The 19,317-nt window shown below is 65.1% G+C and carries 18 protein-coding genes; 9 read left to right on the forward strand and 9 right to left on the reverse strand.

Annotation, left to right across the window (positions count from 1 at the left end):
• Window positions 1-83 precede the first annotated feature (83 nt).
• The 3 genes from tpiA (at window position 84) to ACX80X_RS03205 (ending at window position 1,715) form a co-directional block, all read left to right on the forward strand.
• On the forward strand, window positions 84-899 hold the full coding sequence (gene tpiA / locus ACX80X_RS03195) for a triose-phosphate isomerase (protein WP_141140574.1): 816 nt from the start codon (window positions 84-86) through the stop codon (window positions 897-899).
• Between the two features lie 51 nt (window positions 900-950).
• Entirely contained in the window at window positions 951-1,208 is a 258-nt protein-coding gene (gene secG / locus ACX80X_RS03200) for a preprotein translocase subunit SecG (protein WP_252598778.1), read from the forward strand.
• Between the two features lie 111 nt (window positions 1,209-1,319).
• Window positions 1,320-1,715: an RNA polymerase-binding protein RbpA gene (locus ACX80X_RS03205; RefSeq protein ID WP_252598779.1), complete on the forward strand. Its 396-nt coding sequence runs from the start codon at window positions 1,320-1,322 to the stop codon at window positions 1,713-1,715.
• Here ACX80X_RS03205 and pgl read toward each other — a convergent pair.
• Genes pgl through tkt form a run of 6 tightly spaced genes read right to left on the reverse strand, consistent with a single transcriptional unit; the run spans window position 1,668 to window position 9,898 of the window.
• Window positions 1,668-2,486 carry a 6-phosphogluconolactonase gene (gene pgl, locus ACX80X_RS03210; RefSeq protein WP_308216156.1) on the reverse strand — a complete coding sequence of 273 codons (819 nt, stop codon included), beginning with the start codon at window positions 2,484-2,486 and terminating at the stop codon, window positions 1,668-1,670. The two genes, ACX80X_RS03205 and pgl, sit on opposite strands and share 48 nt — an antisense overlap.
• Window positions 2,476-3,417 carry a glucose-6-phosphate dehydrogenase assembly protein OpcA gene (locus tag ACX80X_RS03215; RefSeq protein ID WP_252598780.1) on the reverse strand — a complete coding sequence of 314 codons (942 nt, stop codon included), beginning with the start codon at window positions 3,415-3,417 and terminating at the stop codon, window positions 2,476-2,478. The genes pgl and ACX80X_RS03215 overlap by 11 nt, the downstream gene beginning before the upstream one ends.
• Window positions 3,414-4,985, reverse strand: a complete 1,572-nt coding sequence (zwf, locus tag ACX80X_RS03220; protein ID WP_459311188.1) for a glucose-6-phosphate dehydrogenase — start codon at window positions 4,983-4,985, stop codon at window positions 3,414-3,416. The genes ACX80X_RS03215 and zwf overlap by 4 nt, the downstream gene beginning before the upstream one ends.
• A 15-nt stretch (window positions 4,986-5,000) precedes the next feature.
• Window positions 5,001-6,635, reverse strand: a complete 1,635-nt coding sequence (locus ACX80X_RS03225) for a glucose-6-phosphate isomerase (RefSeq protein WP_252598782.1) — start codon at window positions 6,633-6,635, stop codon at window positions 5,001-5,003.
• A 6-nt stretch (window positions 6,636-6,641) separates the two neighbouring features.
• Complete coding sequence (gene tal / locus ACX80X_RS03230) at window positions 6,642-7,757, reverse strand: transaldolase (protein WP_252598783.1); 1,116 nt, start codon at window positions 7,755-7,757, stop codon at window positions 6,642-6,644.
• A 23-nt stretch (window positions 7,758-7,780) separates the two neighbouring features.
• Window positions 7,781-9,898 (reverse strand): transketolase, encoded by a 2,118-nt coding sequence (gene tkt / locus ACX80X_RS03235; protein ID WP_459311255.1) that lies wholly within the window; start codon window positions 9,896-9,898, stop codon window positions 7,781-7,783.
• 510 nt (window positions 9,899-10,408) lie between these two features.
• On the opposite strand from tkt, the gene ACX80X_RS03240 reads away from it, so the two are divergent.
• On the forward strand, window positions 10,409-11,368 hold the full coding sequence (locus ACX80X_RS03240; RefSeq protein ID WP_252598784.1) for a heme o synthase: 960 nt from the start codon (window positions 10,409-10,411) through the stop codon (window positions 11,366-11,368).
• A gap of 272 nt (window positions 11,369-11,640) precedes the next feature.
• On the opposite strand, the gene ACX80X_RS03245 is transcribed toward ACX80X_RS03240, so the two are convergent.
• Genes ACX80X_RS03245 through ACX80X_RS03255 form a run of 3 tightly spaced genes read right to left on the reverse strand, consistent with a single transcriptional unit; the run spans window position 11,641 to window position 14,328 of the window.
• On the reverse strand, window positions 11,641-12,585 hold the full coding sequence (locus ACX80X_RS03245; protein ID WP_252598785.1) for a COX15/CtaA family protein: 945 nt from the start codon (window positions 12,583-12,585) through the stop codon (window positions 11,641-11,643).
• Between the two features lie 7 nt (window positions 12,586-12,592).
• Complete coding sequence (locus tag ACX80X_RS03250; protein WP_252598786.1) at window positions 12,593-13,363, reverse strand: ABC transporter permease; 771 nt, start codon at window positions 13,361-13,363, stop codon at window positions 12,593-12,595.
• Window positions 13,360-14,328, reverse strand: coding sequence for an ABC transporter ATP-binding protein (locus ACX80X_RS03255; protein ID WP_252598787.1), 969 nt, complete (start codon window positions 14,326-14,328; stop codon window positions 13,360-13,362). Before ACX80X_RS03255 ends, ACX80X_RS03250 begins: the two co-directional genes overlap by 4 nt.
• Window positions 14,329-14,434: 106 nt before the next feature.
• Between ACX80X_RS03255 and ACX80X_RS03260 the strand changes: the two genes are divergently transcribed.
• The 5 genes from ACX80X_RS03260 (at window position 14,435) to sufC (ending at window position 19,307) form a co-directional block, all read left to right on the forward strand.
• Window positions 14,435-15,277, forward strand: a complete 843-nt coding sequence (locus ACX80X_RS03260; RefSeq protein ID WP_252598788.1) for a helix-turn-helix transcriptional regulator — start codon at window positions 14,435-14,437, stop codon at window positions 15,275-15,277.
• A complete protein-coding gene (gene sufB / locus ACX80X_RS03265) occupies window positions 15,277-16,740 on the forward strand; it encodes a Fe-S cluster assembly protein SufB (RefSeq protein ID WP_459311192.1) in 1,464 nt (487 codons plus the stop codon). Before ACX80X_RS03260 ends, sufB begins: the two co-directional genes overlap by 1 nt.
• 2 nt (window positions 16,741-16,742) lie before the next feature.
• Window positions 16,743-18,029: a Fe-S cluster assembly protein SufD gene (gene sufD, locus ACX80X_RS03270; protein ID WP_252598790.1), complete on the forward strand. Its 1,287-nt coding sequence runs from the start codon at window positions 16,743-16,745 to the stop codon at window positions 18,027-18,029.
• A gap of 16 nt (window positions 18,030-18,045) precedes the next feature.
• A complete protein-coding gene (locus ACX80X_RS03275; RefSeq protein WP_056339825.1) occupies window positions 18,046-18,405 on the forward strand; it encodes a non-heme iron oxygenase ferredoxin subunit in 360 nt (119 codons plus the stop codon).
• 113 nt (window positions 18,406-18,518) lie between these two features.
• A complete protein-coding gene (gene sufC / locus ACX80X_RS03280) occupies window positions 18,519-19,307 on the forward strand; it encodes a Fe-S cluster assembly ATPase SufC (RefSeq protein WP_056339828.1) in 789 nt (262 codons plus the stop codon).
• Window positions 19,308-19,317 lie beyond the last annotated feature (10 nt).

Consider the following 19,317-nt stretch of genomic DNA (forward strand, 5'->3'; position numbering starts at 1 on the left):
CTGGACTGCCAAGTCCTCCGGCCGGCAGGGTGCCCGCGGGCACCCTGCCGGCCGCACACATATCAAGTACTTTTGGAGAACACGTGACTACGTCAACGAACGGCGCTTTTGACCGCACGCCTCTCATTGCAGGCAACTGGAAGATGAACATGGACCATGTCCAGGGCATCACCCTCCTGCAAAAACTGGCCTGGACCCTGTCCGACGCCAAGCACGACTACAACCGGGTCGAGGTGGCCGTCTTCCCGCCATTCACCGACCTCCGCGGCGTGCAGACCCTCGTCCAGGGAGATGAACTGGACATAGCCTACGGCGGCCAGGACCTCTCCCAGTTCGACTCGGGCGCCTACACGGGCGACACCTCCGGCCAGTTCCTGAACAAGCTGGGCTGCCGCTACGTCCTGGTGGGGCACAGTGAACGCCGCACCATCCACCAGGAATCCGACGAAGTGCTCAACGCCAAGGTCAAGGCAGCGTTCAAGCACAGTGTCACTCCGGTCCTTTGCGTGGGGGAAGGCCTGGAAATCCGCCAGGCCGGCACGCATGTCGAGCACACGCTGACACAGCTCCGGGCGAACGTCGCCGGTTTGACGGCCGAGCAGGCGGCAGAGCTTGTGGTGGCCTACGAGCCCGTCTGGGCCATCGGCACCGGTGAAGTGGCCGGGCCGGAGGACGCCCAGGAAATGTGCGCCGCCATCCGCGCGGAACTGGCCACGCTCTTCGGCGATGACGTTGCGGCGAAGATCCGTCTGCTCTACGGCGGCTCGGTCAAGGCCAATAATGTCGCCGCGATCCTGAAGGAACGCGACGTTGACGGCGTGTTGGTCGGCGGGGCAAGTCTCGATCCCGCGGAGTTTGCTAATATTGTCAGGTTCGAGAGTCACCTGGTGACGGACTAGTCCGTCACTCAGCTCCAGGCTCCCGCAATTCCAATCTTCTGAAAGGCCGTCGTGGACGTTCTTCATGTCATTCTGCAGATTCTCCTGGGCATCACCAGCCTTCTGCTGACCCTGCTTATCCTCCTCCACAAGGGCCGGGGTGGCGGGCTGTCGGACATGTTCGGCGGCGGTATGAGTTCCGGCCTCAGCTCCTCCGGCGTGGCCGAGCGGAACCTGAACAGGTTCACGGTGATTCTGGGCGTTACCTGGGGCGTCGTGATCATCGCCCTTGGCCTGTTCATGCGCTTCAGCGGCGCAGGGGACTCATAGCTCCTGCAACTGATCGTCGCCCGGCACTGCCGCGATGGGGATCTCCGAACTAAACTGTGGCTGTTGGCTTCCAACAGCCACAGTTTTGTGTTTAAGCAGCCAGGAGTCCCGATGGTACATAGTGCGTCAGCGTTCCGCGGCACCCGGGTGGGTGTCACAGAAGGAGCCGGTCCCAAGAACCAGTCAGAAGCGGCCTCGGGCGAGAGGGTGCCCCGTATCAGGGTTTCCTTTTGGTGCGCCAAGGGGCATGAGACCCAGCTTGTTTTCCTGCGGTTGCCGGAGGAGCAGCTTCCCACGGTCTGGGACTGCCGGCGCTGCGGGGCTCCGGCATCACGGTACGGCAAGGAAGCCGACCTGCCGGACCCGCTGGACGAAGGCTTCAAGAGCCACCTTGAATACGTTAAAGAACGGCGCTCCGACCAGGACGCCCAAGCTGTCCTGGCCGGAGCGCTGGAAAGGCTACGCGCCGGCGGCGTCCTTCCGGACGAGCTGCTGCGGGACGCGTGACGCTGCGTTTTCGTCGATAAGCCACAGCGTGCGGGATGTTCCCCGCGGGCCTGCCGCCGGTACCTGTACCGGGTTGGCGCCCGCCAGGGCCAGGCCCACCGCGCCGGCCTTGTCCTCGCCCGCCACCACCATCCAGACCTCGGCAGCAGTGTTTATGGCGGGAAGCGTGAGCGAGATCCGCTGGGGCGGCGGCTTGGGGGAATTGCGGACGCCAACGACTGTCCGCTCCTTCTCCCGGATTCCGCCCTGCTCCGGGAAGAGCGAGGCAATGTGGGCGTCCGGGCCAACGCCCAGCAGCACAACGTCCAGCCGCGGCAGTACTCCCGGTTCGTCCGGACGGTCGTCGGACATGTCGGCAGCGTGTTCGGCCTGGGCTGCTTCCCGGAGCCTGCGCGCGTAGTCCTCGGCGGCTTCTTCGGGCGTGTCGAAGTCATCCGAGGAGGCAGGCTGGTTGATCCTTGCAGGATCAACCGGAATGCTCGACAGGAGTGCAGCAAACGCCTGCCTGGTGTTCCGGTCGGGATGGTCCGCGGCAACAAAGCGCTCGTCACCCCACCAAAAGTTCACCCTGGACCAGTCGACGGCCGGCGCTGCCGGAGAATCCGCAACAGCCTTCAGCGTTCCGATGCCTACTGTGCCGCCGGTCAGCACCACCGTGGCCTCACCGTGCTTGTCCTGCACATCCACCAGCTTGGTGATCAGGCGGGCCGCAATGGCGGCCATCAGGACGGACGAATCAGGATGGATGCTAACTCTTGGCTCAACGCTCACTGGGTCGGACACTCCTTAGATTGGTACGTGGCAGTCCAATAGTAATCACTTCGCCGAACACTTCGTCGGGGTCGAGGCGGCGGAGCTCTTCGGCGAGGCAGTCTTTGAGGCTGCGGCGTGGGAGGGAGATGCGTTGGGCGGGCTGTCCGGGCTGGGTGAGTTCGGCGACGGAGAGTCCGGGGCGGAAGAGCTGGACGTCGCCGGTGTGGCGCGTGAGCCGGACCCGGCGGATACCGGTGCCGGCGGGGTCCGCGACGATGGTCACAGGCGCGTCCAGGGCCAGGGTAAGCCATGCCGCCAGCAGGATGGTGGACGGGGAGTCGGAGGCGCCTTCGACGGCCACGGCGGTCACGGGGGAGGAGTCCACCTGGTCCAGGACTGCCGCGAGCTGGATCCGCCAGTTGGTCAGCCGGGTCCAGGCGAGGTCGGTGTCCCCGGCCTTGTACGTGGCCCGGATGTTCTCCAGCGCGGCCTGGGGATCGGTTTCGTTCGCGGAGTCGGTGATCCGGCGGTGCGCGATCCGGCCCACGGAGGTTTCGCAGGCGTTCTTCGGTGCCCCGTGCGGCCACCAGGCCACGATCGGCGCGTCCGGCAGGAGCAGGGCCGCGACCAGGGATTCGCTTTCGTGGGCGAGCTCGCCGTAGCCGCGGAGCACGATGACCTCGGACGCGCCGGCGTCACCGCCGACCCGGATCTGCGCGTCGAGCCGGTTCGGGGCGGTCGCCCCGGCGTCGGCGAGGACGATGATCCGGCAGGGGTGTTCGCGGCTGGCCTCGTTCGCGGCCTCGATCGCTTCTTCCTCGAGCCCGGACCGGGTGACGACCACCAGGGTCAGGACCCGGCCCAGGGCGATCACGCCGCCCTGCTCACGCAGGGACATAATCTTCTTGGAGATCTTCGAGGTGGTGGTGTCAGGCAAATCTACAATCATGGCCTTCTCCAGGTTCGTCCGTCACGGGCCAGCAGTTCATCGGCCGAGGCAGGGCCCCAGGACCCCGGGGCGTAGGGCTCCGGCTGCTCTTTGAGTCCGGCCCAGTAGTCTTCAAAGGGGTCCAGGATCTTCCAGGACAGCTCCACCTCCGCGTGCCGCGGGAACAGCGGCGGCTCGCCCAGGAGCACATCGAGGATGAGGCGCTCATAGGCTTCGGGGCTGGACTCGGTAAAGGAATGCCCGTAGCCGAAGTCCATGGTCACGTCCCGGACTTCCATCTGCGTGCCCGGGACCTTGGACCCGAACCGGATCGTCGCACCCTCATCGGGCTGGACCCGGATCACCACGGCATTCTGGCCGAAGTCATCCTCACCATGGTCACGGAACAACAGGTTCGGGGCGCGCTTGAACACCACCGCGATCTCCGTCACCCGCCGGCCCAGGCGCTTGCCCGCACGCAGGTAGAACGGCACGCCGGACCAGCGGCGGGTATGGATGTCCACCCGGATAGCCGCGAACGTCTCCGTCTTTGAATCCGCCGGGATGCCCTCTTCCTCCAGATAGCCCTGGACCTGTTCCCCGCCCTGCCAGCCACCGGCGAACTGCCCGCGCGCCGAATGCGTCGACAAATCGTCCGGGAGCTTGACCGCGGCAAGGACCTTTTCCTTCTCCGCCCGCAGATCATCGGCGTTGAAGGAAATGGGCTCCTCCATCGCCGTCAAAGCCAGCAGCTGGAGCAGGTGGTTCTGGATCACGTCGCGGGCAGCGCCCACACCGTCGTAATACCCGGCGCGGCCGCCCGTGCCGATGTCCTCGGCCATCGTGATCTGGACGTGGTCCACATAATTGGCGTTCCACAACGGCTCGAACAACTGGTTCGCGAAACGCAGCGCCAGGATGTTCTGGACCGTTTCCTTACCCAGGTAATGATCGATCCGGAACACCGCATCCGGCGGGAAGACCGACTCCACAATGTCGTTCAGCTGCCGGGCCGAGTCCAGGTCATGCCCGAACGGCTTCTCGATCACCACCCGCCGCCACTTCTCACTCTCAGCCTGCGCGAGGCCGTGCTTGGACAGCTGGCGGCAGACCTGTTCAAACGCCTTCGGCGGGATCGAGAGGTAAAACGCGTGATTGCCCCGCGTTCCGCGCTGCTCATCCAGCTCAGCGATCGTGTCACCCAACCGCTCAAAGGCGTCATCGTCGTCGAACTCGCCCTGGACAAAACGGATACCCTCAGCGAGCTGGTTCCACACCGCCTCATCAAACGGCGTCCGCGAGTACGACTTCACCGACGCCTTCACCTCAGCAGCGAACTCCGCATCACTCCACGGACGGCGGCCGAAACCCACCAACGCGAAACTCGGCGGCAACAGCCCCCGGTTCGCCAGGTCATACACGGCCGGCATGAGCTTCTTACGGGCAAGATCCCCGGTCACCCCGAAGAGCACCAACGACGACGGACCGGCAATCCGATTCAGACGACGGTCACGGGGATCCCGGAGCGGATTCCGCCCTGATCGCCCGGAACGCGTCGCGGAATTCCTGCCGTTTTCAGTTTCTGGCATGTTTGCTGTTGAGCCTTAGTTTTCGGTGACGGAAGCTGACCGGGCTGCGAGTGCTGCAATGATCTCCTGCAGCTGTGCAACTCCGGCGGCGCGGTCGGTCAGGTGCAGTCGCAGGACAGGGCGGCCATGGCCGGCCAGGACCTGGGCGTCGCCCGCGGCCTGGGCGGAAATCAGTTCCCCGAACGTGAACGGACGGTCCGGGATGGCCAGGTCTTCCGCAGGAGCGGCCGTGACCTGGAGAAAGACTCCAATGGCGGGTCCGCCCTTGTGGAACTGCCCGGTGGAGTGCAGGAACCGCGGGCCCCAGCCAAACGTGACGGGACGGCCGCTTACGCCGGCAAGCGGGTCGCGGATGCCTTCCAGCTCTGCGAAGGCCAGCCGGTCAAAGTAGGCATGGACGCTGAGGTAGCTGTCGTCGTCGAGCGTTCCAAGGAGGGCGCCGACGGCTTCCTCCGCGGTGGCTGCCCCACGGAGCCAGTCACCGCCGCGGACCTCAACGGCGCCGTCCACGAAGGCGGCAGGGGTCGGTTCGGGCTGGGCATCCAGCAGGCCGCGGGCGGCAACCTTGGCTGCCTCCACGTCCGGCTGGTCATACGGGTTGATGCCCAGGAGGCGCCCGGCCACGGCAGTGGCGAACTCCCACACCATCATCTGGGTGGCCAGGCCGCCCGCGATGGCTACCTCGTTGTCACCGAGTTCGACGTCGGCATCCGCGGCTACCAGCCGCACCACCAGGACGTCCGCGGCGCCGGAGGTGACCTCCGGCGACGTCAGTCCGGCAACCACCGGCAGGACGCCGGTACCGAGCTTGCCGGTGGATTCGGCGATGAGCTGTTCGGCCCAGTCCGCGAAGCCCACAATGCCTGAGCCGTCCTCGGCGATGACAATCTTGTTGCGCAGCGGGTTGGTTCCGCCCAGGGCTGTTCCGAGGGCCAGACCGATGTTCTCGGCGGCGTCCTCGTTCAGGATCTCGGCGGCTTCCTCGGCCTCATCCAGGAAGGCCTGGATATCCACACCGGCCAGGCCCGAGGGGACCAGCCCGAATGCGGTGAGGGCCGAGTAGCGGCCGCCCACGTTCGGATCGGCGTTGAAGACGGCGCGGTAGCCGGCCTCACGCGATGCCTTATCCAGCGGGGAACCGGGATCGGTGACGATGATGATCCGGCTCTTCGCTTCGATGCCGGCCTCGGTGAAGGCGTGCTCGAAGATCCGGCGCTGGGAGTCGGTCTCCAGGGTTGAACCGGACTTGGACGAAACCACAATCGCGGTTTCGGCCAGCCGGTCTGCGAGGGCAGCACGGACCTGGTCGGGGTCGGTGCTGTCCAGCACTGTCAGCTCGACGCCAGCGGTGCCGGCGATGACCTCGGGAGCCAGCGAAGATCCGCCCATGCCGCAAAGCACGATGCGGGTCACGCCGTCAGCCTTGAGGGCATCACGGAGCTCGAGGATGCCGGCCACGAGGGCCTGTGAGACGGTGGCCGCCTCCACCCAGCCGAGGCGGACAGCGGACTCGGCCTCGGCGTCGGGACCCCACAGGGTGTGGTCCTTGGCGAAGATCCGGGTGGCGATGCGGTCCGCCACGAGGGCGGGCAGGTGCTGCTCGAGTGCCTGCTGCGCGGCACCGGTGGCGTCGTAGCTGAGAGTGCTCATAGTGGGTTAGGAGGCCTTCCGTGCGGCGGCAAGGGCACCTTCGACGTCGCCCAGGAGTTCCTTCCAGCTGGCCACGAACTTGTCCAGGCCTTCGGATTCGAGGAGGGCGACAACCTCGTTGTAGGAGATGCCCAGTGCGTCCAGCGCGTCCAGCGTGGCGTTGGCCTCGGTGTACGTGCCGGAGACGGTGTCGCCGGTGACGACGCCGTGGTCGAACGTGGCATCGAGGGTCTTCTCCGGCATGGTGTTCACGACGCCGGGGGCGGCCAGTTCGGTCACGTACAGGGTGTCCGGGTAAGCCGGGTCCTTGACGCCGGTGGAGGCCCACAGCGGACGCTGGGGGAGGGCGCCGGCTTCAGCCAGCAGTGCCCAGCGTTCGGTGGCGAAGAGCTCCTCGTAGACCTGGTAGGCCAAGCGTGCGTTGGCCACGCCTGCCCTGCCCTTGAGGGCCTTGGCCTCGTCGGTGCCGATGACGTCAAGGCGCTTGTCGATTTCGGAGTCCACGCGGGACACGAAGAACGACGCGACCGAGTGGATCTTGGACAGGTCGTGGCCGTTGTCCTTGGCCTGCTCCAGGCCTGACTGGAAGGCGTTGATGACTGCGCGGTAGCGCTCGAGCGAGAAGATCAGGGTCACGTTGACGCTGATGCCCTCGGCCAGCGTCGCGGTGATCGCTTCGAGGCCTTCGAGCGTGGCCGGGATCTTGATGTGGACGTTGTCCTTGTTGACCTTCTTGTACAGGTGCTTGGCTTCGGCAATGGTGCCGGCAGTGTCCCAGGCAAGGCGCGGGTCAACTTCGATGGACACGCGGCCGTCAACACCGTTGGTGGCTGCTGCCACCGGTGCGAAGAGGTCGCAGGCGTCGGCGACGTCGGTGGTGGTGATTTCGAAGATGGTCTCCTCGACGCTGGCGCCGGCTGCTGCCTGCGCCGCGATGATGGCGTCGTAGTCCGTGCCGGCCGTGATGGCGGCGTGGAAGATGGACGGGTTGGTGGTCACACCAACAACGTTCTTCTCTTCGATCAGCTTCTGCAGCGTGCCGGTCTCAAGGCGGCTGCGGGAAAGGTCATCGAGCCAGATGGATACTCCGGCGTCGGAGAGCTGCTGTGTAGGGGTAGTCATGGTGATATCTCCTAAAATCTGGTTCAGGCCTGCAGGCCAGCGAGGGAGTCTTTGGCAGCGGCGGCGACAGCCACCGCGGTGATGCCGAACTCCTGGAAAAGGCGCTTGTAGTCGGCGGAAGCGCCATAGTGCTCGAGCGAGATGGAACGTCCGGCGTCGCCGACGAATTCCCTCCAGCCCAGGGCCAGCCCGGCCTCGACGGAGACCCGGGCCTTGACGGCAGCGGGGAGCACGGACTCGCGGTAAGCGGCGTCCTGCTTGTTGAACCACTCCACGCACGGCATGGAGACGACTCGGGCAGCGATGCCTTCAGCCTGGAGGGCTTCGCGGGCCTGGACGGCCAGCTGGACCTCGGAGCCGGTGCCGATCAGGATCACGTCGGCGGGCACGGTGGCGCCGTCCTTGGAAGCTTCAGCCAGGACGTAGCCACCCTTGGCCACACCGGAAACGGAACCGAACGTGTCGCCGTCGGCTTCGCCTTCACCGCGGGCATAGGTGGGGATGTTCTGGCGGGTCAGGACAATGCCGGCAGGGTTCTCGTGGTTCTCCAGCATGGTCTTCCATGCCACCGCGACCTCGTTGGCATCGCCGGGGCGGACCACGTCCAGGCCCACGATGGCGCGCAGGGAAGCGAGCTGTTCCACCGGCTGGTGGGTGGGGCCGTCTTCGCCCAGGCCGATGGAGTCGTGCGTCCAGACATACAGGGACGGAACACCCATCAGGGCGCCGAGCCGGATGGCGGGCCGCTGGTAGTCGCTGAAGATCAGGAACGTGCCGGAGAACGCGCGGGTCCGGCCGTGCAGGGCAATGCCGTTCACGATCGATGCCGCGGCGTGCTCACGGATACCGAAGTGCAGGACCCGGCCGTAGGGGTTGCCGGACCAGGTATCGGTCTGCTTGGAGGCGGGCACGAACGACGGCGAGCCTTCGATGGTGGTGTTGTTGGACTCGGCGAGGTCGGCGGAGCCGCCCCAGAGTTCCGGCATGACCGGTCCGAGTGCGTTCAGGACCTTGCCGGAAGCGGCGCGGGTGGAGACGTCCTTGCCGGCCGGGAAGACCGGAAGCGCGGCGTCCAGGCCGTCGGGCAGTTCGCGGGCCTCGATGCGCTGCAGGAGTGCAGAGCCTTCGGGGTTGGCGGCCTGCCAGGCGTTGAAGGACTCTTCCCATTCCTTCTTGGCAGCGGCGCCGCGGTCCACGACGGAGCGGGCGTGGGCCAGGACTTCCTGGTCAACGTCGAAGGACTTGGCGGGGTCGAAGCCCAGGACGGACTTCAGGCCTGCGACTTCCTCTGCGCCCAGGGCTGAACCGTGGATCTTGCCCGTGTTCTGCTTCTTGGGCGCCGGGTAGCCGATGATGGTGCGCAGCGAGATGATGGACGGCTTGGACGTCTCGGCCTTCGCGGCGAGCAGCGCGGAGTAGAGCTCCTGGACGTCTTCGACGTATTCGCCTGTCTCGGACCAGTCGACGCGCTGGGTGTGCCAGCCGTAGGCCTCGTAGCGCTTGAGCACATCCTCGGTGAAGGAGATGTCGGTGTCATCCTCGATGGAGATGTGGTTCTCATCGTAGACAACTACAAGGTTGCCCAGTTCCTGGTGGCCGGCCAGCGAGGACGCCTCGGACGTCACGCCTTCCTGCAGGTCCCCGTCGGAGGCGATAACCCAGATGGTGTGGTCGAAGGGGCTTTCGCCGGCCGCAGCATCGGCGTCGAACAGGCCGCGCATCCGGCGCTGGGAGTACGCGAACCCGACCGACGAGGCCAGGCCCTGGCCCAGCGGCCCGGTGGTGATCTCCACACCGGCAGTGTGCTTGTACTCCGGGTGGCCCGGCGTCAGGGAATCCCAAGTGCGAAGCGCCTCAAGGTCCTTCAGTTCCAGGCCGTAGCCCGACAGGAACAGTTGGATGTAAAGGGTCAGCGACGTGTGGCCGGGAGACAGGATGAAACGGTCGCGTCCCAGCCAGTCCGGGTTGCGCGGGTCGTGGCGCATCAGCTTCTGGAAGAGAAGGTAGGCGGCGGGCGCCAGGCTCATGGCCGTGCCCGGGTGGCCGTTACCGACCTTCTCGACGGCATCCGCAGCCAGAACGCGGATGGTGTCCACCGCGCGCTGGTCCAAGCTGGTCCATGACAGTTCTTGCTCTTCCAAATGTGGCACGAAAACCGGGCCCCTCTCTGTGCTGATGGTGGGCGGTACGCGGGATCCGTTTCGGGGCACGCTATGGTGCCCGCTGCGGTGTGTACCAGCCGTTCACCATCGAAACGTTGATCTATCATTCAGCAGGGCTATGGGAACGCGTTATCCAACGCTTTTCTGCCGCTTGCTGATCTGGTGACAGCTTAGCTCGATTCCACTCTGCGGTCAGTGCAAATCTCACCTTTTGGACGCAATTTCCCCTTATGTGAATCGCCATTTCGTGAGGTTGAGTTAATCTGCTCGAATCACCCTGCGCGCAATCATCAGGGCCTAATCAGGGGGCATCTGTTACAAATGCGCACGGTATGATATTTGGAGGCCGACGCCGGTAGCCGAGCCCTTTAGGGGCGGCTGGGGAGCCGGGGCGTTGCCGGGACCTCTTCTGATGACCATTGGCGGGCTGCCCGGCGAACGGCCGCAAGACACAGCTGCACCGCCAGACAGAACTGCCAACCAGAACGGGTGACTGCCACCGTGAGCACAACAGATACGCCGCTTAATGCTTCCCGCACCAGAGGGGGAGCCGGGTTCGCCCGTAAGGCCAAGGCGTATTTCGCCCTCACCAAGCCGCGTGTCATTGAGTTGCTGCTGGTCAGCACCCTGCCCACCATGATCTACGCCGAGCGCGGCTTCCCGCCGATCGGTCTGATCCTGGCCACGCTGGTCGGCGGCGCGTTTGCTGCCGGCAGTGCCGGTGCCTTCAACTGCTACCTTGACCGCGACATCGACAAACTGATGCACCGGACCGAGAACCGTCCGCTCGTCACTGGCGAGGTGACGCCGCGCGAGGCGCTGGTGTTCTCCTGGCTGCTCGGGGCAGCCGCCATTGTTATTCTCTGGTTCGGCGCCAACCCATTGGCCGCGTGGCTCGGGTTGGCCGCAATTTTCTTCTATGTAGTCATCTACACCATCATCCTCAAGCGCCGCACCGCACAGAACATTGTGTGGGGTGGAGCTGCGGGCTGCTTCCCGGTGCTGATTGCATGGGCCGCCGTGACCAATACCGTCGAATGGCCGGCCGTCATCCTGTTTATGGTCATCTTCCTCTGGACGCCGCCGCACTACTGGCCGCTTTCCATGCGTTACGGCGAGGACTACCGCAACGCGAACGTGCCCATGCTTGGGGCAATTGCAGGCGCCAAGGTGGTTTCCGTCCAGGTGGTCCTCTACGCCTGGGCCATGGTGGCCTGCTCGCTGCTGATGGTCCCCGCCGGTGGCGCGGGCTGGGTCTACACGGCCACGGCAGTGTTGGCGGGTGCCTGGTTCCTGTCCGAGTCGCACTCCCTGTACAACCGGGCGCAGCGCGAGGACATCTCGGACAAGCGCGCCATGAAGGTCTTCCACGGCTCCATCAGTTACCTGACGCTGTTGTTCATCGCATTGGCCGTGGATCCGTTCGTTGGATCAGCGATCATCGGTTAACAGCACCCCCACCCAACGCTCTCTCACTTAACGTGGGTTTTTTACCGATCCTCTATCAGTACCTGCAGCTTTCTTAGCGACCCTCTCTCACCAACGGTGAAGGAGGGTCGCTTTTGTGTCTCCAGGAGGTAAGGGAAGATCCTGCGAACCACCGCAGGGAATGAGAGAGGGTCTGCCGATTCCATGCATTAAATGAGAGAGCGTCCTTACATGCGGGGCGCCACGGTTCGTCGCGAACCGTGGCACTCCGTCGGGGCAAAAAGCGGTGGAGGTTACGTGACCGGGCTCGAACGGGCGAGGTCGGCGGAGTTTGTTGCCGCGCTCATCAGCAGCGCCGCCCCCAGCATGTGGGCGCCCACCAGCAACGCGGGGATGCCGTTGTAGTACTGGGTGAAGCCGATGACGGCCTGCAGCAGGGTCACGGAAAGCAGCAACAGGACGGACGTACGGAACGGGCCCTGGAGCCGGCGGACAATGACCAGCACCAGTACGAACAGTGTGCCGGCAGTGATTACGTACGCCGGAACCGCATGGATGTGGGAGAACAGGTCCCAGTCCAGGCCGTTGCGGGGCGCGTCGGCGTCACCGGCGTGGGGACCGGAGCCGGTCACCACTACGCCGAGCATTACGGCGAGGGCGGAGAAAAGCCCGACGGCGGCAGTCACCGGACGCATGACGCCCGGCAAGGCGGGGAGCTGGACGCCGGCATGGCGGCCCGTCCTGCCGTAGGCCCGGTTGACTAGCAGCGTGGCAATCACCACAAGGGCCATGGAAACGAGGAAGTGCAGGCCCACCACCCACGGATTGAGGTTGGTCAGCACGGTGATGCCACCGATCACCGCCTGTGCCGGGATGCTGGCCAGCAGGCCCAGCGCCAGCAGGAAGAGGTCCCGGCGCTCCTTGCGAAGGTTCCACAAGTACACAAGCATGGCCAGCGCAACCGCCGCCAGGGCAAACGTCAGGAGCCGGTTGCCGAACTCGATGAAGCCGTGGATCCCCATTTCGGCAGTGTTGACCAAAGAGGTCTCGGTGCAGCGCGGCCAGGTGGGGCAGCCGAGGCCGGATGCAGTCAGCCGTACCGCGCCGCCGGTCACCACCAGCAGCGTCTGGCCAACCAGGGACGCCACCGCGAGGCGGCGGACGCTGTCGTCCACGGTTCGGGGCAGCCTCGCGATAAGGCGGCCGGCGATCTGGGGGAGGCGTGAAGCCGTGCTCACGGATATCTCAATTCCACTTGAACCAACGGATGGCTGCTGCTCCGGCAAGAACCGTCCAGAGCAGCAGGATAAGCGCGGCGCCGCCGTTCAACGAGCCGTGCAGGAAAGCTTCGCGCATGGCCTCGCCGAGTGCGCCGGAGGGCAGGTAGTGGACCGCTCCCTGCGCCAATGCGGGCAGCCGTTCCGCGGGAATGACTATCCCTCCTAGGGCGCCCAGCAGGATCCACAGCAGGTTGGTGATGGCGAGTGTTGCCTCGGGCCGGACCGTGCCTGCCACCAGGAGCCCCAGCGCGGTGAACGCCACGGCGCCCAGGGCCAGCAGTGTCAGCCCAGAGAGCCAGCCGGAGGCAGGCGGCTGCCAGCCCAACGGAAGCGCCACCAGCGTCACCACTGCCACCTGCAGGCAGAGCACCGCCAGGACCGCCAGCACCTTACCCGCGATGAGGCCTTCGCGGCCCAGGGGTGTGGTGGACAGGAACCGGAGAACCCCGTACCGCCGGTCGAAGCCGGTGGCGATGCCCTGCCCGGTGAAGGCCGTGGACATGGCGCACAATGCCAGGATGCCGGGGACGGCCACATTGATGCGGCTGGCTCCGAAACCGTCCAGGAAAGGAGTGACGGTGAGCCCCACCAGCGCCAGAAGCGGCAGGACGACTGCAAGGATCAGCTGCTCGCCGTTCCGGAGCATCGTCAGTGATTCGTACTTACCCTGCAGCAGGATACGGCGCAGCAGCGTGGCTGGTGCTCCCTGGGCGGCGGTGGCTGCGGGAGCCGTCATCGGATGTCCTTTCCCGAGATGTCCAGGAAGACATCTTCCAGGCTTCGTGCCGCCAGGCTCATGGAACCGGGCATCACGCCGTGGGCTGCCCACCAGGCGGTCAACGACGCGAGATCGCGGGGTGTCAGTACACCCGAGGCCACGTAGCTTCCGGCCCGTGTTTCAGAGACGGCGATGGCATCGGGCAGCACGCCGGTAAAATCCAGCCCCGGGGGAGCCTCGAACACCAGGGTGCGGACGTGGTCGGTGCCGGCCTCCACAGCCGGGTCCCGCTGCAGCAGCTGGGAAACTGTTCCCTCGGCGACGTTCCTGCCGGCGTCGATGATGTACACGTAGTCCGCCAGCCGCTGGGCGTCGTCCATCAGGTGTGTTGTCAGGATGATGCCCATCCCGGCCGCCCGCAGTTCCGAGATCAGCTCGAAGACCAGTTGCCGGGACTGGGGATCCAGGCCGGCGCTGGGCTCGTCCAGGAAAAGGACTTCCGGATTGCCGATCAGTGCTGCGGCGAGGGCCAGACGCTGCTTCTGCCCACCGGAGAGTCTGCGCACGCTGGTCCTGGCGAAAGTATCAATGCCGAGCCGTTCCACCAGTTCGTCAACTGAGCGGGGCCGCGCGTACATTCCGGCGATGTGCCGCAGGAGCGGGATGGGACGGGCCGACGGCGGGAGGCCGCCGTCCTGAAGCATCACGCCTACGCGGGACCGCAGGTCAGCGCCCGAACGGCCCGGATCCTGGCCGAGCAGCGAGATGCTGCCGCCGCTGCGCCTCTGCAGGCCCTGGGCGCATTCGATTGTGGTGGTCTTTCCGGCTCCATTGGCGCCCAGGAGGGCCGTGACCTGGCCGCGTTCGGCCATAAGGGATACGCCGTTGACCACCCGGAGCATTTTTCCGTCCAGGCTAGCCAGCGGACCAACATCCTTAATTAACCCGCTGATGGACAGAACCGGGGATTTGGGGGATCGCACCCCAGCATTCTACGCGATGTAGTACTGGCGGCCCCGCAGTGGACCCCTGGCGCAGGTCAGCCTGACCTTACTAGTACGGGGGAGTAAATTACGACATGATTGTGTTGTGTATTCCATGACCAATGTTGCTGCTGTGCCGTTTGCCGGGCACCGAGCGCCGCGTACCGCCGCTGACCGCGGCCACGTGGCCGCTGTGCCGGTGGCTGACTCGGACGAGCGTACACGGGACCGGGTCCTTGGTGCCGTGCTTGAGCACGGCCCCATCAGCGCGGCGGAACTCGGCGACATGCTCGGTTTCACACCAGCCGCGGTCCGGAGGCATCTTGATCATCTGGCCCGCAGCGGGGTTATTGAGGTCAAGCGCGTGGCCAAGGCCGGCGCCGGCGCGGGACGTCCCGCCCGCCGCTACGTCCTGAGCTCGCAGGGCCAGTCCACGCTTGGCAATGATTACCTCGACATCGCTACCCTCGCGCTCAAGCAGCTCCAGGCAGTGGCGGGCGACGACGCCGTCCGCGCGTTCGCCGTCGAACGTTTTGCCGACATGGAACGCCGGTACGCGCCGGAGGTCGAACAGGCCGGACCGGACATCACCGCCAGGGCGCAGGCACTGTCCGCGGCGCTGAGCCGGGATGGCTTCGTGGCGTCGGCCGCCTCGATCGAGGCCAAGGCCCCGCTGCCGGCAGCACTGTCCAGCGTCCAGCTGTGCCAGGGGCATTGCCCCATCCAGCAGCTCGCCGCCCAGTTCCCTGTCTTCTGCGATGTGGAGACCGAAGTGTTCTCCCGGCTGGTAGGCGTTGACGTACGCCGCCTCTCCACGCTGGCTCGCGGTGGACACGTCTGCACCACCCATATACCCACAGGCCGGCTGGCTGCAGGGGGACCCCGCGTCCCGCCGGCAGCTCCCGCCAGCCTGGATGAAGTAACCAACCATCAGCAAGAAAGGCCGTGATGACGGACCAACTATCAGAGAAAGCGGTAGCCGAAGACACTGTGATCTCGGAGATTCTGGAAAAGAATCCTGAGCTCCACGGCATCGGCACGTACGAGTACGGCTGGTCCGACAAGAACGACGTCGGCGCCAACGCCCGCCGTGGGATCAATGACGAGGTCGTCCGTGACATTTCGGCCAAGAAGAACGAGCCCGAATGGATGCTCGACCTTCGGCTCAAGGGCCTGAAGTACTTCGACCGCAAGCCCATGCCCACCTGGGGTGCAGACCTCTCCGGCATCGACTTCGACAACATCAAGTACTTTGTGCGGTCCACCGAGAAGCAGGCCACCAGCTGGGAGGACCTGCCCGAGGACATCAAGAACACGTACGACAAGCTCGGCATCCCCGAGGCCGAAAAGCAGCGCCTGGTTTCCGGCGTCGCCGCCCAGTACGAGTCCGAGGTTGTCTACCACCAGCTGCGTGAGGACCTTGAAAAGCAGGGCGTCATTTTCCTGGACACCGACACCGCACTGCGCGAACATCCTGAGATCTTCCAGGAATACTTCGGCACCATCATTCCCGTGGGCGACAACAAGTTCGCGTCGCTGAACACGGCCGTCTGGTCCGGCGGTTCCTTCGTGTACGTCCCCAAGGGCGTCCACGTGGACATCCCGCTGCAGGCATACTTCCGCATCAACACGGAAAACATGGGCCAGTTCGAGCGGACCCTGATCATCGCCGACGAGGACTCCTACGTCCACTACATCGAAGGCTGCACCGCGCCGATCTACACCTCGGACTCGCTGCACTCCGCCGTCGTGGAGATCATCGTCAAAAAGGGCGCCCGCGTCCGTTACACCACCATCCAGAACTGGTCCACCAACGTGTACAACCTGGTGACCAAGCGTGCCATCTGCGAAGAACGCGCCACCATGGAATGGGTTGATGGCAACATCGGCTCCAAGGTCACCATGAAGTACCCGGCCGTCTATCTGGTAGGCGAGCACGCCAAGGGCGAGACCCTGTCCATCGCGTTCGCCGGCGCCGGCCAGCACCAGGACACCGGCTCGAAGATGGTGCACATCGCGCCGAACACGAAGAGTTCCATCATTTCCAAGTCCGTGGCCCGCGGCGGCGGGCGTGCTGCCTACCGCGGCCTGGTTCAGGTCCGTGAAGGTGCGAAGCACTCGGCGAACACCGTCCGTTGCGACGCGCTGCTGGTGGATACCATCAGCCGTTCGGACACCTACCCGTACATCGACATCCGTGAGGATGACGTGGTGATGGGCCATGAAGCAACTGTTTCCCGGGTCAGCGAAGAGCAGCTCTTCTACCTGATGTCCCGCGGCATGCGCGAAGACGAGGCCATGGCGATGATCGTCCGTGGTTTCATCGAGCCCATTGCCCGCGAACTCCCGATGGAGTACGCACTCGAGCTGAACCGCCTGATTGAACTGCAGATGGAAGGGTCCGTCGGATAACGATGACTGAAATCACTACTGAAAAGGCCCGCATCGGCGCGCCCTCGGCCCAGCCGTTTATCAACGGTTTCACGGAAGAAGGCGAAAGCCTGTCCCCGATCAACTCGGCCACGTCCAAGGCCCCGCTGGCCGGGGAAGCGGTCAAACGCCACTCGCACGGCGGCGGTGTGGGCATTCCGGACAGCTCACGAGCCGGTCGGCTGACCTCGTACAACCTGGCGGACTTCAAGCCGCTCACCGGGCTTGAGGAGGACTGGCGGTTCACCCCGCTCAAGCGCCTGCGCGGCCTGCACAGCGAGGTCCTGTCGGGGGCGGCTCCCACCGTCACCGTCAGCGGCCCGGAGCGGGTGACGGTCGAAACCGTGGCCCGCGGCGATAAGCGCATCGGTTCCGCCGGCATCCCGGAGGACCGCGTGTCCGCCAACGCCTGGGAGAACTTCAGCGAAGCCACCGTACTCACCATCCCGGCGGGGTTTGAAGCCGATGCCGAGATCACCGTCGTGATCGAAGGCACCTCCACGGAGGCAGCTGCCCAGCACGTGGTGATCGTCGCGGAGAAGTTCTCCAAGGCCATTGTGGTCCTGGGCCACCAAGGTACGGCTGTTGTGTCCGAAAACATCGAAATCGTTGTTGAAGACGGCGCCAACCTCACGGTTGTTTCACTCCAGGAATGGAACGACGACGCCGTCCACGCCTCCTCCCAGCAGGCAAAGATCGGCCGCGACGCCAAGCTCAAGCACGTGGTGGTCAGCCTCGGCGGGGACCTGGTTCGCGTCACGCCGTCGGCCCGTTTCACCGCCCCGGGCGGTGAAGTGGAAATGTTCGGCCTGTACTTCGCCGACGCCGGCCAGCACCTTGAGCAGCGGCTTTTCGTTGACCACGCAGTGGCCAACTGCAAGTCCAACGTGCTGTACAAGGGCGCGCTGCAGGGCCGAAACGCCCACGCCGTGTGGGTAGGCGACGTCCTGATCCGCAAGGAAGCCGAAGGCACCGACAGCTACGAGGCCAACCGCAACCTGCTGCTCACGGACGGCGCCCGCGCCGACTCCGTGCCGAACCTCGAGATCGAGACCGGCCTGATCAAGGGTGCCGGCCACGCCAGCGCCACCGGCCGGCTGGACGACGAGCACCTGTTCTACCTCATGGCCCGCGGCATCCCCGAGGATGTTGCCCGCCGCCTGGTGGTCCGTGGCTTCCTGCACGAGATCATCCAGCAGATCAAGGTACCGGCCCTCGAAGAGCGGCTCACCGAGGCTGTTGAGCGCGAACTCGCCGTGACGAACAACTAGACGGCGCGGAAAACAGATGACTGACCAGCCAAAGGGCGAATTTGTCTGCAAGACGGATGAAATCCAGCTCAAGCAGGCGCTCCGGATCCTGATCGATGACTACCCCGTAGCCATCGTGAAGGACTCCATGGGAGACATCCACGCCATCGGGGACACCTGCTCGCACGCGGACATCTCACTGTCCGAGGGCGAAGTGGAGGGCTGCATGATCGAGTGCTGGGGCCACGGCTCCCAGTTCGACCTGCGCAGCGGTGAGCCGCTCCAGCTCCCCGCCTACGATCCCGTCCCGGTGTTCGCCGTCGAGATCGTCGGCGACGAGGTCTACGTGGACTTCACAAACGTGCTCAACGGAGCGGAAGCCCCGAACTTCAGCTAGCAGCATCAACCGGGCAGATCAGCCGCGAGCAGCAATACCAAGCAACAGAACCAAACTTCCAGATACAGACCGCACCACCGCCGGAGGGCGCGGTGCAGAGGAGAACAAGACCTATGTCTACTCTTGAGATCAAGGACCTGCACGTCAGCATTGACACGGAGCAGGGCACCAAGGAGATCCTGAAGGGCGTCAGCCTGACCATCAAGACCGGTCAGACCCACGCCATCATGGGCCCCAACGGTTCGGGCAAGTCCACCCTGGCCTCCACCATTGCCGGGCACCCGCGCTACAAGGTCACCAGCGGAACTATCACGCTCGACGGCGAAGATGTCCTCGCGATGACCGTTGACCAGCGGGCCCGCGCCGGCCTCTTCCTGGCCATGCAGTACCCCGTGGAGGTCCCCGGTGTCAGCATGACCAACTTCCTGCGCACCGCCAAGACCGCCATCGACGGCGAAGCACCCAAGCTGCGTACCTGGACCAAGGACGTCAAGGCGGCCATGGCCCAGCTGCGCATCGACGCAGACTTCGCCGAGCGCAACGTCAACGAAGGCTTCTCGGGCGGCGAGAAGAAGCGCGTCGAGATCCTCCAGCTGGAACTCTTCAAGCCGAAGTTCGCCATCCTTGACGAGACCGACTCGGGCCTGGACGTTGACGCCCTGAAGGTTGTCTCCGAAGGCGTCAACCGTGCACACGAGGCGGGCAACATGGGCACGCTGCTCATCACCCACTACACCCGCATCCTGCGCTACATCAAGCCTGACTTCGTCCACGTCTTCGTCGACGGCCAGGTTGTCGAAGAGGGCGGCCCGGAACTGGCTGACCGCCTCGAAGACGAAGGCTACGACCGGTACGCGACGGGCGCCGGTGCAGCCACCATCGCTGCTGCCGCACAGGCCTAGATAGGACTTG

Source organism: Pseudarthrobacter sp. MDT3-1, assembly GCF_054510755.1.

Bases quoted from the DNA above. Each gene is read 5' to 3' on its own strand.
- tal (WP_252598783.1), bottom strand. From the start codon at position 7,757: ATGACTACCCCTACACAGCAGCTCTCCGACGCCGGAGTATCCATCTGG.
- zwf (WP_459311188.1), bottom strand. From the start codon at position 4,985: ATGCCAGAAACTGAAAACGGCAGGAATTCCGCGACGCGTTCCGGGCGA.
- ACX80X_RS03275 (WP_056339825.1), top strand. From the start codon at position 18,046: ATGACTGACCAGCCAAAGGGCGAATTTGTCTGCAAGACGGATGAAATC.
- ACX80X_RS03205 (WP_252598779.1), top strand. From the start codon at position 1,320: ATGGTACATAGTGCGTCAGCGTTCCGCGGCACCCGGGTGGGTGTCACA.
- sufC (WP_056339828.1), top strand. From the start codon at position 18,519: ATGTCTACTCTTGAGATCAAGGACCTGCACGTCAGCATTGACACGGAG.
- sufB (WP_459311192.1), top strand. From the start codon at position 15,277: ATGACGGACCAACTATCAGAGAAAGCGGTAGCCGAAGACACTGTGATC.
- ACX80X_RS03215 (WP_252598780.1), bottom strand. From the start codon at position 3,417: ATGATTGTAGATTTGCCTGACACCACCACCTCGAAGATCTCCAAGAAG.
- ACX80X_RS03225 (WP_252598782.1), bottom strand. From the start codon at position 6,635: ATGAGCACTCTCAGCTACGACGCCACCGGTGCCGCGCAGCAGGCACTC.
- sufD (WP_252598790.1), top strand. From the start codon at position 16,743: ATGACTGAAATCACTACTGAAAAGGCCCGCATCGGCGCGCCCTCGGCC.
- ACX80X_RS03250 (WP_252598786.1), bottom strand. From the start codon at position 13,363: ATGACGGCTCCCGCAGCCACCGCCGCCCAGGGAGCACCAGCCACGCTG.